Origin of the sequence: uncultured Roseibium sp., from assembly GCF_947499295.1 — a bacterium.
Classification (GTDB): Bacteria; Pseudomonadota; Alphaproteobacteria; order Rhizobiales; family Stappiaceae; genus Roseibium.
On the sequence record NZ_CANMNP010000009.1, the window covers coordinates 165,996 to 181,111 of the forward strand.

General features: G+C 57.4%; 6 protein-coding genes. 2 read left to right on the plus strand and 4 right to left on the minus strand.

Going from position 1 to position 15,116, the window contains the following annotated elements:
* Nucleotide 1: 1 nt before the first annotated feature.
* From Q0835_RS15805 to Q0835_RS15815, 3 genes are all read right to left on the minus strand, one after another.
* Complete coding sequence (locus Q0835_RS15805; protein ID WP_298812672.1) at nt 2–901, minus strand: ABC transporter permease; 900 nt, start codon at nt 899–901, stop codon at nt 2–4.
* Complete coding sequence (locus Q0835_RS15810; protein WP_298962813.1) at nt 894–1,871, minus strand: ABC transporter permease; 978 nt, start codon at nt 1,869–1,871, stop codon at nt 894–896. The genes Q0835_RS15805 and Q0835_RS15810 overlap by 8 nt, the downstream gene beginning before the upstream one ends.
* 110 nt (nt 1,872–1,981) lie before the next feature.
* Complete coding sequence (locus Q0835_RS15815; RefSeq protein WP_298962815.1) at nt 1,982–3,637, minus strand: ABC transporter substrate-binding protein; 1,656 nt, start codon at nt 3,635–3,637, stop codon at nt 1,982–1,984.
* 243 nt (nt 3,638–3,880) lie between these two features.
* Here Q0835_RS15815 and Q0835_RS15820 point away from each other — a divergent pair, with 243 nt between their 5' ends.
* On the plus strand, nt 3,881–4,669 hold the full coding sequence (locus Q0835_RS15820; protein ID WP_298962818.1) for an IclR family transcriptional regulator: 789 nt from the start codon (nt 3,881–3,883) through the stop codon (nt 4,667–4,669).
* A 146-nt stretch (nt 4,670–4,815) separates the two neighbouring features.
* The gene (locus Q0835_RS15825; RefSeq protein ID WP_298962821.1) at nt 4,816–6,546 is read left to right on the plus strand and encodes a M28 family peptidase; all 1,731 of its coding nucleotides are present in this window, start codon (nt 4,816–4,818) and stop codon (nt 6,544–6,546) included.
* A 495-nt stretch (nt 6,547–7,041) separates the two neighbouring features.
* Here Q0835_RS15825 and Q0835_RS15830 read toward each other — a convergent pair whose 3' ends face one another.
* Nucleotides 7,042–15,009 carry a DUF5801 repeats-in-toxin domain-containing protein gene (locus Q0835_RS15830; protein ID WP_298962824.1) on the minus strand — a complete coding sequence of 2,656 codons (7,968 nt, stop codon included), beginning with the start codon at nt 15,007–15,009 and terminating at the stop codon, nt 7,042–7,044.
* Nucleotides 15,010–15,116: the final 107 nt, after the last annotated feature.

The window sequence follows — 15,116 nt, forward strand, 5'->3', positions numbered from 1 at the left end:
GTCAGCGCCCCAACTTTGGAAACAGCAGATTTTCATATCCGCGCGAAATGAAGAAACCGGCACTCACCACCAAAATGATGGCAAGGCCAGGAGGTATGAACCAGTAATAGGCCTGCCGGGCGAGCGCCTGGCTTGCAAAAGCATCCTGCAGCATAAAGCCCCAACTGATGGCGTCCGGATCACCGAAACCCAAAAAGCTGATCGATGCTTCCGTCAGGATCGCCCAGCCGATCGCGATCGAGCCGTAGAGAAAGGAAAGGGGCAGAATATTGGGTGTGATGTGACGCAGAATGATTTTCAGGTCCGACGATCCGACGACCCGCGCAGCCTCCACGTAACCGCGCGAGCGGAGCGAAAGCACCTGCGAACGGATCACCCTGCCCGTGTCGCGCCAAAGGACAAGCCCCATGGCGATAACCGTGTTCCAGATAGAAGGCTCGGAGAAGGCGGAAATCACGATGACAAACGGGAGAAACGGAATGCCGAACGCGACGTCGGCAAGGCGCATCAGAACGGCATCGACCCATCCGCCAAAATAACCGGCCAGCAAGCCGACAATGGAACCGATAAAGGCCACCATGAACGCAGCGGTGAAGCCAACCAGCAAGGCAGAACGTGCGCCCCACACAATCTGGGAGAAGATGTCACGGCCAAGCGAGGTCGTTCCCAGGATGTGGCCTTCAGCGCCGGGAAACAGATCGGATGCGAGGTCGTAATCAGCGGTATAGAGGATTTCTGAAGGGTCATATGGCGCGATATATGGTGCGCATATTGCTGTCACGACAAAGACCGCATAGATCACCAGTCCGGCCAGTGCGAAAGGATCGCCGACAGGCAACCGAATTGCGGCAAAGATACGGGCGATGCCGCTTTCGTGTTTCTGTACCGCCGTTTCAGGCATGGGAAATCCTTGGATCAAGAAATGTATAGAGCAGATCCGCAATGAGGTTCATGGCTATGACCACGATGGCAATCATCAGGAAAGCACCCTGAGCCAGCGGGTAGTCGGAAGCCAGAACGGCGGCGACCAGTTCACGGCCCAGGCCAGGCCAGGAAAACACGCTTTCGACGACCACGTTGCCCTGAAGCTGATATCCGACAGCGATGGCAAAGGACGTGATCACCGGTAACAGCGCATTGCGAGCTCCGTGACGTATGACCACGGCAGAGGGCGACAGACCCTTGACCTTCGCCATGGTGACGAAATCCTCTTTCATCACATCCAGCATATTGGAACGCATCAAAAGCAGCGGCAGCCCCTGGGAGTAAATTGCCAGTGTCAGCATGGGCAAAATCAGGTGAGACAGAAAATCCGCCGATGTGTAAAGCGCCCAGAGGCTGCTGTAGTCGGTACCGGCAGATCTCGTCCCGCCCGCGGGGAACCACCCGAGCGAGAACGAGAAAATCGCCAGCAGGACCATGCCGAGCCAGAATTCCGGCATAGCCCGGGTCGCAAGCACGGCAGGCAAGGCAGCAACTTCCACTCGGGAACCTCTCCGCCACGCCAGCCAGGCTCCTGCCAGAATGCCAAAAGCATATGCCACGATCAGGGAGGAAAAAGTCAGCACAAGCGTGTTGGGCAGCAGCAGCCAGATACGTTCCGCAACAGGTGCGCGATACCGGAAAGAATACCCGAGTTCGCCCTGAAGCAGGTTTCCCAGATATGCGAAATACTGTTGCCACAATGGCTTATCGAGACCGAATTGGCGGATGAGCGCCTGTTGCTGCTCCTCAGTAAATGTAGGGTCGATATAGGCGGCCAGCGGACTGCCCGGCATCAAGCGGAACATCAGGAACAGGATGGTCACCACAGCCCAAAGGACCAGCGCCAGTTGCAGCGTTCTGATGAGCAGAGGCTTAAGTGAATTCATCGCACGTCCCGAAAGGCCACCGGCAAAAGCAGCAAGAAAATGTCCAAGACTTTTTGGAAGATAGCGCGCGGCACTTTTCAAGCGGGCCGCGCGCTGCTTATGTCAACGCGTTACTTCGCAAGTGTTTCCGAAACGCCTTCCGGATAGGTCAGGCGGTCTCCGATACCGCCGTAACCTGCTTCTTCAAGAATACCCTTGGCGACATCCGAACCGGCCTTGAAGCCATCGACAACATCAGCGGCATGCCAGTATTCAAGCGCCGGGGAAACGACTGAGTTCGACGGCACCGCGAACTTCTTGAAAGCGGCATTGACAATCAGACGGCGGTCCACGGCGCTGGACAGGGCCCGGCGGAACGCAGGGTCGTCAAACGGGGGGCGGCGAAGATTGAAGGCCACATACCGGAAACCGATATCAACGGTCGAAACCACTTCAAGGTCGCCGTCTTCCTCAGCCGCCGTGATGAGAACCTGCGGATCCCCCTGAAAGTCGGTGAGGAAGTTCAATTCGCCTGAGCGAAGCATGCCGAGAGCGGCCTCTGCATTCGGAACGATCCGCAAGATAAAGCGTTCGGCCTTGGGTGCGTTAAAGTGAACGGCATTGGCCTCAAGCACAATCTCTTCATTTGGCAGCCAGCGCACGAACTTGAAGGCGCCTGACCCGATCGGTGTGTCTTCCTGATAGGATTCCGCGTTCTCTTCCTTGGCAGACAAGTCTGTGAGGATCGGTTCCCAGACATGTTTCGGGATGATGTTGATCTTGGCAAGGCTGGAAGTCAGGAACGAGGCTGACGGCGTCGCCAGGGTGAAAACGACAGTATTGTCGCCTTCGACCTCGATGTTGGTCACATTCTGACCAAACGGAGCGTACATGGGCGCTTCGCCACCTGTGGTCGCCTGATAGGAGAACACCACGTCTTCAGCTGTGACCGGCTGGCCATCATGGAACTTCAGGCCATCGCGCAGTGTAACTGCAATGGTGGTGTCGCCGCGCCATTCATAACTTTCGGCCGCCCAGGGCGTGGGCAAGCCATCCGGTCCGACACGGAACAGGCGGTCATAGATGAGTTCGGTCAGCCAATTGTCGGTGACACCCGAAATATAAAGTGGGTTTACGGCAATCACATTGTCCGAGCTGTTGACGATGACGTCTTTCTGCTCGCCGATCGGCGCCAACGACAACCACGTCCAGTAGCTGCGAATGCCAATTCCAGATTGGTCGACAACGGACGCCGGGTCAAACACGTTCTTGTCAAAGGCGAAAGCCTGCTGCGGATGCACGAGCATCATATTCGGCTGATCGGCGTCGAGCATCTTCTGCGCCTCGAGAACAAGCGCTTGACGCTTCTCAGGATCGACCGTGATCCGCTGCTCTTCTACCAGTTTGTCGTATTCTGGGTTGTTATAACCGATGAAGTTATAACCCTTTTCGGCAGTCGAAGAATGAAAGAGGTTGTAGATGATCTCATCCGGGTCAGAACGCTCGGGTCGCCCCGTCATCTGCCAGGCCGTCACATCCCAGTCATTCCGGTTGTACCAGACCGTGTCGGCCATCTGCGACCAGGGCATGACGTCAATCTCCACATCGAGACCCAGCTTGCGCCACTCCTGTGCGATCAGCTGGATCGCCTGAAACTCGGCAGGTTGAGCCGCCTGAGGCCGCGACAACAGGTGAATCGTGCGGATCGGGTCCTGCGCGGCAACGGATGTCGCATAAAGCGATGCGCCCAGCACACTCCCGACGGCAATTTTGAGAAATGTCTTCAAGTCGCTCTCCTGTTCCTGAGCCTAGACGCAAGAGCGTTCAGGCCGTTTCATTTTGGGCGAAACCACCGCCGGTCCTCCCGGCGCGCGTGACTGACCACCTGCCCTCACCACCCATCTGCATAAAAAATGATCACCACTGACGTCTTTGCATGCATATTTTGTTTTATTCAGTGAAACATTTTTGATATACTTCAATCAGTAAAACACATCGAAAATTAAAATCAATAGAGTGCAGAGAAGAAAATGGCAGGACCGACAGCAACTGATGCAGCCGGACGGAAGTCTTACCGAATAGATGCAGTGGCCCGCGCGCTTAGAGTTCTGGAAGCCTTGGGTGACAATCCCGGCATTGGCACGACAGCTCTCGCAGAAAAGCTTGGCGTAACCAAATCCATCGCGTTCCGGCTGCTCCAGACCCTGGAAGAAGACGGTTACGTTCAGCGTGACGAGGAGCGAGCAATCTATTCGCTTGGCTACCGCATCGCGCTGCTTGGCGAACGCGTTGGACGCAAAGGCGCTTTGTTGCAGGTGGCGCGTCCTGTTATGGATACCCTGAGGGACGAAACGGGTGAAAATGTAAACCTGGTTGCACGAGAAGGAACCGCATCGGTCGCAATCGCAACCCGTGAGGGCCTTCATAGCATTCGTCTTTTCGCACAAACCGGACGGCGCGGCCCCCTGCATGCAGGTGGTGCGTCCATGGTGCTTTTGGCCTATGCAGAACCCAGTATTCGCGATCGTGTACTCGAGGGTCCGCTCGAGCGGTTCAGCCCCCATACGATCACAGACCCGGAGCGGTTGCGCGAAGCTCTCCTGCTCATTCGCTCGAACCGCTACAATGTGGCGATCAACGACCTGGACGACGGCGCCTTTTCCGTCGCCGCACCGATCCAGAACACGGCCGGCGAAATCATCGCGGGCATCTCGGTCGCCGGCGCATCAGCCCGCCTGGATGAAGTGCGGCGGGCAAGCTACATCGAAAAAGTTGTCGAGGCCGCGGACGAGATCTCAAAACGCCTGACCCTTAGCTGACAGTTTTTTTCATTTCCAGCAAGACGCGCCCCCAATTCACGCATGCCGCATTCCGTTGAACGCACGGGTTGCGGCGCACAGCGAATTGCTGCTAGTGTTTTATTCTACGCTACATTGTTTCAATGAGTAAAACACTGGAACCTCCCATGAATGCCGCCGAGACCAAACTGCTTGACCAAGTCACCATCGATGAACCCTGGGCACTGGTTGAAAGTTTTTCGACCTTCAAACGCGAACATCCTGATGATGTGAACCGAGGTATGGACGAAGTTGTCTCCCGGCTGAAAGCACATGGTGTTGAAGTCAGGGTCCACGAACCGGACCTCTTTTTGAGCCTGCCGGGACAGGCCCGGGTTGAAGCGGACGGCCAGATATTCCGCGCCAAGCCGCCTGCGTTCAGCGCCGATGCAAGGGACGGGTTCACAGGGGACCTTGTCTATATTCCCGGCACCACGAACATGGACGAGGAAGACGCGTTCGAGAGCCAGCTTGAAGCGGGCCCCGACATGGAAGCACGGGTGCGCGGCAAAATTGTCCTGACCGAAGGTTTCGCAAGCCCGGCCATCATTTCTCTGATGGAGGCCTGCGGTGCGGTCGGCGTAATCGCCATCAACCCCGGGGTCGACATTCACTGGGGTATCTGCACCACGATCTGGGGAATTCCCGGGACGGCTGATCTGGACCGCAAGCCGCGTATTCCGGCTGCCGCCGTCAACTTGGAAAGCGGCAAAACACTCATCGAGATGGCGCAGGCCGGCAAGAGCGCCACAATCATAACGGAGATGGAGGAGGGCTGGTTCCGCTCCAAGCTGCCCGAAATCACAATCAGAGGCACGGAAGAACCGGAAAAATATGTGTTGTTGCACGGTCACCTGGACAGTTGGGATGTGGGCGTGGGGGACAATGCAACCGGCGATGCGACCATGCTTGAGATAGCCCGTGTACTTTGGGCCAACCGCGACAAACTCCGGCGCTCGGTGAAAATCTGCTGGTGGCCCGGCCATTCGACTGGCAGATACGCGGGATCGACCTGGTACTCCGATACATTCGCGCTCGATCTTGATGAGAACTGCGTCGCTCAGGTGAACTGCGACAGTCCCGGTTGCCGGTGGGCGACGGAATTCATCCATGTATCGGTCATGTCTGAAGCCCATGACTTCCTGGCCCAGGTCATCAGAGAAGTTGCCGGCAAGGAACTTCAATCCGAGCGGCCGCACCGGGCGGGCGACTACTCGTTCAATGACATTGGCCTCTCCAGTTACTTGATGTTGTCGTCCGCAATGACAGACGCTCACAGGGAGGAGCTCGGCTACTATGCCGTTGGCGGCTGCGGTATGAACATCGCCTGGCATACGGAAAACGACACGCTGGAAATTGCCGACAAAGACATCCTTCTGCGGGACATCAAAGTCTATCTTCTTGCAGTCTTCAGAAATGCAAATGCATCAGTGCTGCCAATGGACTGGCGGGCAACAGCCCGCGAGTTCCAAGCAACGATTGACGACTATCAGCAGCAGGCGGGGGACGCTTTCGATCTGTCAGCTTGCAGCGTCGCCACCACCACCCTTGCCGAAGATCTGGACCGCTTTTACGCTCGTGTTGATCAGGGCAGAGTTTCCGAAGAAACGGCAAATACCGTGATCCAGGAGCTGGCGCGTATTCTGGTACCGCTCAACTTCAACAGAAGCGCACGCTTCCGCCACGATCCGGCCCTCACAATCCCGCCGCTGCCTGCTCTGGAAGAAGCAACGAAGATCGCGAAGCGGCCCGTTGACCTGCAAGGGTTTTCGCGCACAGAACTTGTGCGCGGCCAGAACCAGGTGATTGCCGGCATGCGCGCGGCCCGGAAACTAATCGCGAGCGCAGCCGGAAGCTGATGGCTAGCTCCTTAAATACTGTCATATTCAGGCTTGAACCAAAGTCGGCAAATCTTTGCGGAGCGACTTTCAAGAACCCGGTATCGCAAGGCTTGATGCGGTAAGTCGACTTAGCTGACCTGATGCCAATTCGCCAACGGAAAATGACATGGCATAGATCTACTTCGTTGAGTGGTGCGAGAATCGGCGTCAGCATTCCCTAAGCGATAAGCCTGCTCTGGCTTATCCAAATAGGGATAGTTTTCGATTTTTAACGAAAGAGTAGCCTGAGATTCGTGTCAGAAACTCAGCAAGACCAGGGTACACATTGCGAAAGTCGAACGCTGAAATGGACAGCCCCGGCTGCGCATACCGACCTACCCAGTTTCATCTCGTTTCTGCAAAAACTAAAGTCTTGCGGAGACTATCCGGATGATCTGGCGACCAAATCCGCCGGTTTCGCAGGCCGCAGGGCTGAAGCTGCCAAGTTTTTTCGACGCCTTGAGCGCTCTCGGCTCAGGCCGCGTTGACGGCAATGTTTGCTTCGGTGCCCTCGGTGTCGAGCACCACCCGGATCGTGTCGCCAATCGATGCGTGATCCTGGAGCGTCGCGGCTTCCTGCCAGGCGTGATCGCCTTCTTTGCCGACTTCAACGCGAAGCTCACCGTTCTCACCGCGCTGGGCTCGGATGTATTCAGCCGCATCGGCCGCTGAACCGAAAGCGTTGGCGAGCAGTTGGCCAAGGTCGAGCTTGTCGCCTTCTCCGAAGGTGTAATCGGTGATGATGTCGGCTTCGGCCAGGGAGTTGAGCACGAATGTGTCGGCGCCTGCACCTCCGGTCAGCGTGTCGAACCCGAGACCACCGATGAGAATGTCGTCGCCGTTGGAGCCAACCAGGATGTTGCCACCATCGTCCCCGGTGATGACAGATCCGGCGACAGTCACCGTTACCGTAGCTTCAGGTGTGCCACCGTTATCGCCGGACGCGTCCGCGCCGTTAACGACCGTTCCGGGCGCTTCCGCGCTGTTGGAAACGGTAGAGGTCGTCAGAGGCGTTTCGTCCGACAGGACATCCAGGTCGATCGAGCGCGTCACGGTAGTGCCCTTCGCAAAGACCAGCTCCAATTCGACTACATCCTTGCCGTGATATCCGTCAGCCGGTGTGTAGGTTACCGTGAAGTCTTCGCTGATGTCGACGCTGCCGATGGACGTATCGCCCTTGATATCGACGGAAGCAAGGCCCGCGGCGACCTCCTCCGCAGTCGCTGCATAGAGCACCATCGCAACCCCGGCCGCGACGGCCGCGGACTGGCGGTTAGTGTCGGCTTCGGTGTCGGCGGTGTCATCGTTAGCAGCGCCGAAGCTCACGCCGGTGTAAACGCCCTCAGAACCGTCCACCTTGGTGTAGGTGCCTTCCGCAAAGACTGTATTGCCGTCAACGGCCCGGTCGACCTTGCCTGCGTTGAGATCGATCGAAGAGATCCCGTGTTCGAACAGGCTCTGGAGTTCACCCGCCTGGCTGAAACCGTCGGAGTTGGCATCCTGCCAGACCTTGATGTCGCTGAATGCGGCATCCTGAGTGTCGATCATGCCGTCACCATTGTCATCGAGCGAGGCCAGCGCTTCCAGAGAGTCCGCGAAAGAACCATCGTTGAAAACTTCGGAGAACACTTCCGATCCGTTTTCAATGGCCCCGGATCCGTCAAGATCGACCACCAACATGCCGTCATCGGGGCCAACCCAGCCGATGGTCTCAGCCGTTCCATCAGCGTCAATATCGAAGACCACCGGGCCGGCGAGAAGCTCAGTGCCATCGCCGTCAAGATCGAGAATGATCGGGTCGGAGACTGTCACCAACAGACCGGCATCGTCGATCGTGTAGGTCTGGCCTCCAAATGAGAAGCCAAGGGTGGCGAACTCCACGATGGCCGGGTCGGCTGCGCCCGCCAAGGTGTATGCGGTCACAAAATCGGCATCCAAGCCGGTACCAGCTGTATTGAATTGAACGAGTAAATCGAAACCACTTTCGAGAACACGCACATAGTCGGACGAAGCCCCCCCACTACCAATCGCCGCCTCAAGCGCGTCTAGATAACTCTGAAAAGTGTCACTGTCAGGCGTTGTCAGGGTGATCATCACATCATCGAAATTGATGACCTCAACGCTGTCCGTGATCGTGTCGGCGCCGTCACGGCTGACGACTGTATCTTTGATCGTGATTGTTCCGTCGGCATTTATGGTCAGGACATAGTCCGCTGCATCGCCGGTCAGGGAGATGCTGTCGGAGCCTTCGCCTCCATCGAAGAAATCGTCACCAGCACCGGATTGGAAGATATCACCGCCGCCATTGCCATTGAACACGACACTGTGGCTGCTCGTCATTTCGGACGCATCGACGGTATCGCCATCCCCGCCGCCATTGATCGTGATCGTCGTCGGATCGAGATCAGTGCCGGTGAAATCGCCGGAAACAACAAAGTTATCGGCACCGCCAAGGCCATTGACGTCAATGTCTTCAATGCCGTCGAGTTCGGCGATGACGGTCGAAGCGCCCGTCGGCCCGGCCAGGCCGCGCGACACCACGATCTCCGTGTCGGCATCGAGCAAGCCGCCAAGGCCGGTCCGAATGTTGTAGTCGGTTACCGTCTCGATGAAGAAGGTCTCATCGGCGGACGCTTCGCCGGTGACATCAAAGGTGTCTATGTCGGTGCCACCATCGACAATGTCGCGGCCATCGCCAACCGTCCAAAAGATCGTGTCGTCGCCGGCACCGGTGCCGATCGTGTCATCACCAGCGCCAAGAGTAACCTGGTCGTTGAAACCCGTTCCGGTGATATCGTCATTACCGGCGCTGTTATCGTAGATGCTGACCTCCGGCACGTCGCCAGTAAAGGTGTTGGTGGCGCTGACGATTGCGCTGACATCCGTTGCGCCAGAAGTCTCAACGCCGATGCCGATCTGCTCAAGTTGATTGTCCATGAAGCTGTTACCGGAAATAGCATCAGCATCGGCACCGTCATTTGCCAGGCCGACAAAGTTATCTTGCAGAACGTTGTCAGTGATCGTTGCATTCGAGCCCGGATTGAGAAAGATGCCGGTCGTGAAGCCTGAAATCTTTGAATTGCTGACGTCCAGCCCGTCTGCATCGCCTATTTCGTTAAGCACGCCGCGCGCATTGCCGAAACCGCCCGTGCGCTCGATCAGCATATTGGTGATGGTGATATCGTCCGCCACGACGTAAATGCCGGGCGTCGTACCTGCCGATGCATCCTGCAGGATATGTACACCATCGATCGTGCTGTCTTCTGAGCCTGTGTCAAAGGTGAAAGAGCCGGTGACCACGCTTTCCGTGCCGCGCGACGCATCGTCTCCGGAAACGTCTTCATTAGCGCCAAGGATCGTCAAATCCTTGTCGACGGTGACGTCTTCATCGTAGGTGCCGGGCCCGAGCAGGATCGTGTCGCCGTCTAAGGTGCCGACATTGTCGATGGCGTCCTGGATCGTGGTGTAAGTCGCTTTCAGGGCGTTCGTCGTGCCGTCGAACACCCGCACCAGCCCGGTATGCGTCACGGTTACGGAAAACTCGCCCGTGGCGCTGTCGCCGTCGCCGTCTGTCGCCGTGATGTTGAATGTCAGGTTGATCTCATTGGCCGCGGCGCTTGGGACCGCCAGTGTGTCGAGATTGGCCAGCAACGTAAATGTGTATTCGACCGTCGTGTCGTCGAGCGACACGGTGAAGACCTGATTGGCGTCCGGATCGGCGCCGGTGTAGCCCACAAGGGTGCCGTTCACGAAGTCAAAACTTACCGAGGCGCCATTCGACGTGAGGGTAGTGCCGGTACCTGTACCGTCGGTCACCGTCACATTGTTCTCAGCGGTCGTTGTGTCGGTGAAGGTTGCCGAGCGGTCACCCGTTCCGTTGCTGCCATTGTTGCCGTCGTCGGCACCGAAATCGATGCCGAGCGAACCGCTGATACCGTTATCGTCCGCGCTGGATGTCAGCAGGACATCCGCGTTGATGACGCCGTCTTCAACGAGGGTCGCAACGATTTCCGGCACGTCGTCGGCGACATTTACCGTCACCAGGCCGGTCAGCGTGACTGCGTCGCCATCGCCGTCGGAGGCATCAATGAACTGGCCCAACTCAAGCGCGATCGGGTCGTCGGTGCCGTGGTCGAACTGCTGGAGCAAAGTGAAAACGGCGTCTGTTCCGTCGAGCGTCAGGGTGAAGAGGATTGTGTCATCATCGTCGAGTGTGCCGTTATCCGGATCGGTCGTACCGTCGTCGACGAAGCCGCTGATGGTTGTGCCGTCCGAGACGATGCGCACCTGAGTGCCGCCGGCAGTCAGTAAACCGAAGTCCTGCGCTGCAAACGTCTGGAGCGAGAAACCGCCGCCGTCGACGCCGAAATCGACGGTAGACGCGAGATCGAGCGTGGCGATGAAGGATCCTGTGCCTGCCTGGAACACATAGACCTGGCCGACATCCGAACCCTGCGTTGCGTCTCCCGGCGCACCAACGGCGATGGTGTTGCCCTCGATTGAAACCGAAGCACCCATGTCATCTCTGCCGAATGAGGACGGCGTCGGGTCCTCCAGCGTTTGGATCAGGTCTCCCGTCGTTGCGTCGAAAACATAGCTGCGGCCGCCTTCATTTCCACCCGCGTCGCGGGCCGACGCGCCGATAACGACCTGGTTGCCGTCGATGGCGACGGAAAACCCAAAAAAGCCGGCCTGGACGGGTTCAGGGTCATCGAAAGTATGAAGCAGCTGGGACGTACCGGTCGTTTCATCAAAGGAATACAGATAGACTTGGCCACCATTTAGCGCGGTCGTGTCGTCCCCTCGCGCGCCGACCACCACGAGATTGCCCTGGATCGCGACATCGGACCCGAAAAAGTCCAGACTGTTCGGGCTAGGGTCAGTGAAGGACAGGATGAAGTTGCCTGCGGTATCGAACAGGTGCACCTCGCCCACGGATGTGCCGTTGCTCGGGGCGGAGACGACGAGGAAATCGCCGTCGATGTCAACCGCATCGCCGAACCGGTCTTCTCTCGAAGGGTTCGGGTTTCTGATGAAAATTGACGGGTCCGGGTTGCTCGGGTTGCTGGCATCGAAAAGATATGCTTGCCCGCCTCTTGTCCCCCCGTCAGGAACCCCGACGGCGCCAATCAGCAGCAGATTACCCGATATGGCCACATCGGAGCCAAACAGAGCTTCTCCGGGACGGAACACCCCGTTGAACAACGGCGCATCGTAGCTCGTGATCAGGTCGCCTGTCGTTGCGTCAAACAAGTGAGCTTCGCCCTGACGGGGCCCGCCCTGGGCATCAAAAGGAGCGCCGACAAGGATAAGGTTTTCTTCCATGTCGACAGAAACGCCGAACTGCGGTCCACCAAAGAAACTTCCACGGCTGAAACCGGCGCCGTCGAATGTGTGGACAAGGTCGCCGGTGGCCAGATTGAAAAGATGGACGTCGCCGAAATCTCTACCATTGCGCTCGTCGCGCGGCGACCCTACCAGCAAAAAGTTTTCAAAAACGGCGACGGACGCCCCGAAACCGTCCGCGCTGGTCACCGCGGGGTCGTCGAAGATGACTGGCGCGCCCGCCTCGTCCACCGTCGCCGTCACCGCGACGTCAGTCAGCTCCGGGCCATCGTCGGTGATGCGGATGATCTCATAAAATTCGCTCCCTAGCGGATCCGTCAGATCTCCTTCAACATCTCCGTCGCCATCGGTAACAGTGAAGTCCAAGTACAGATCAATGGGATCATTGTCGCCTGTCCCCGGATCGGGGTGGTCGAAAGCCGCCAGCTGCGTGAAATCATAACTACCTTCCGGCCGAACGACGACCTCGAAGACGTTTTGCAGTGAGGTCTCCGTCTTACCGATGATTGTTATCACCCCGGTGGCAGTGTTCGTACTTACGTCGGTGGTTACCCGTTCGCCGCCGACCGTTAAATAGTCAGTGTCTTCAATCAACGGAAAGCTGGAAAGAAAAATGTCGTCGCGGCTGACGAAGCCATCATCATCCGAGAACACTGCTGCGTTGGTTACGACTGCACCATCGGCACCTGGATCAAACTGGAGCTGCCCGCTGACTATGGTCTCCAGACTATCTGCTTCATTAACTTCAACAGGATCGAAGGGGTTGGGCTCAATGGGATCGGGCCCGTCATCGTCGAAGGTAATCCGGTCGCTGATGTCCTCGCGTGTTGAAACGGTATCGCCGTCAGCGTCGGTTACCGTGAGCTGGGCCCAAACCGAACCTGGATTAACCGTGCTGTCGTTGCCAATCGCGATGTCTTCATCAGAGCTGTCGGGATCGTCGTGCCAAAGCGACACATACTGGGCAATGCTGATGCTGCCATCATCTTCAATGGCTATGGCAAAAGCGGCTGGGTCGTTTGCGTCCGCAGTAGCGCCAATGTCATCATACCGGCCAACGATCAGACCCCCCTCTACAAAGAGGAAGATCTCCTCTCCTGGGCCGGTGTCTGCTTCACCCGTTGTGTAGAGGCCGGACGAAACCGGGCCCGTTGAATCGGCACCTGCGGCATCCACCAGCACCAATTCAAGCGACTGATCCTGGATCGGCGCGTCGGCACCGGCATCGAGTGATGCGCCCACATCAATCACGGTGTCCCGTGCATAGATCGGACCGAATGGAAGAAGGTCGTCGTCGGAGCCAACACCACCAGCACTGTTGAGCACGTTGGCGAAAAGATCGATCACATCCTGATCGTATTCCCCTGTGGTCTCATCGAACACATTGTCGCTGTGCTGCTCACCGTCGGACGTCTCATCGACGCGAACGGTACCTGGGCTCGGATCACGACGTGTCGGGGTCGAGTCCAGAAGTACAAACTGCGGGTCAGGCACATCATCGTTGATGACGACGGCGAAACTGCCGGTCACGCTGTCGCCGTCGCTGTCAGTCGCGGTGAAGTCGGCGCTGAGTGTCAGAGCGTCGCTTTCGTCCTCACCGCCAGAGCCGGTTTGATCAAGGTGGTCCACATTGTCATGCAGGGTGAAGCTGTAGCTGCCTTCGTCAGAAGCCGAAGAGCCATCATCAAGGCTAAGGCTGAACACAAGACGGTCACCAGCGGTGCGGCCCTCGATGGATGTGACCGAACCGTCCGTACTCGTGCCGGTGATAACGACAAGAACCGCTTCCCCGTTGGACGTCAAAGCCGTGCCGCCGGCCGTAACCACCGCAACACCGCCGGTGACGTTGAGGCCGACCTGACGGTCAATGCCATCGGAGACCGTACCCTGGCCTTCGTCCCAACTGTCCGCTCCCCAGTTGATACCAAGCGAACCGGTCACCGTTGCAGTGGTAAACGCGCCCGTGCTCGCATCAGCCTCTTCGGTCACCACCCCAAGGATATTCCCCGCGATCACTGGCGTATCGTCATCTACACTCACCGTCAGTGTGGAGCTTGCAGAATCGCCATTGAAATCGGTGGTGGTGAAGCCGAATAGTAGAGGCAGACTGGTACCCTGGTTCGCGCCGTCATGATCCAGGTTTTCATAAAGGATGATTTCGTAGGCTCCGCCGAAATCTTGAACATCGCCGGTGACGATGAGTTCGACAGTAAAAACAATTTCGCCCGAGCCGTCGGTCTTTGTTGCGGTCAAGAACTCACCGCCAGGAGAAGCTGCGTTCTGCGAGAAGGTCAGTTCCAAGGGCACGCCGTCAGACGTCAGATCTGCCGGGAGGTTGTCCTGATCGAATAAGAGACTGATCTCGTTGATCGTTCCGGCGTTCTGGCCGAAACTGAGACCCAAATCGCCGGAGGACGTCAGGGGAAGATCTCCGGCCCCGTTGGGCTCCGTTCCGTCGGCCAGATTGGCCTCGTCGAGCGAGACTTCAACCGCACCGCCAATGACCGGAGCCGAATTTGGCAAATCCGGTGTCTCGTCGTCCGCGCTGCCGCCATCGCTTTCCGGCCCATCGCCGGTTAAAAGCTCGTCCGCGCCCGCGCCATCGCTTTCCGGCGGTTCACCCGTCAAAAGGTCGGCAACTCTCAAGCCGTCGCCAAGATCCCCAATCGAGACGTCTTCAAAGGCCTGGCCGCTTCCCTGCGGCCCGCCCAAAGCCGTTGCAAGATTGGTTGTTTCACCCGATGCAGTCTGGATCTCGTCGGCAAGCTGAAGATTGGCGATCGCCGTGAATTCATCGATAGAGAGCGTCTCGCCTTCTCCCACCAAGGCGATTTGTGAATTGACGTCACCCTCGAAGAAATTCTGGATGAGGACGGTTCCTCCATCAGGGAAAATCATCTGCAGGTCGCCATCGATCCTGATGAAGGAAATGTCTTCGCTCAGGATTTGCCTGAAATCAACCAGTTGGCCGGACGCAAGAAACGTGACGATGCTCTGCTGCGCGTCTGGACGTGTAACAACCAGAAGTCCATCTGCTACATCTTCGTTTGCGTTGTTGGAGACGTTGGCTGGGGCGATCCGCACGATCTCGTTCATTCCTGGGCACTCTGCACATTGGCGGTTTTAACTAGACTTGCACTCCCACCGTTTACAGTTTTTTACCCTTATAAATAGCCCACGTTTCATTAACTTTAGAAAAGGTA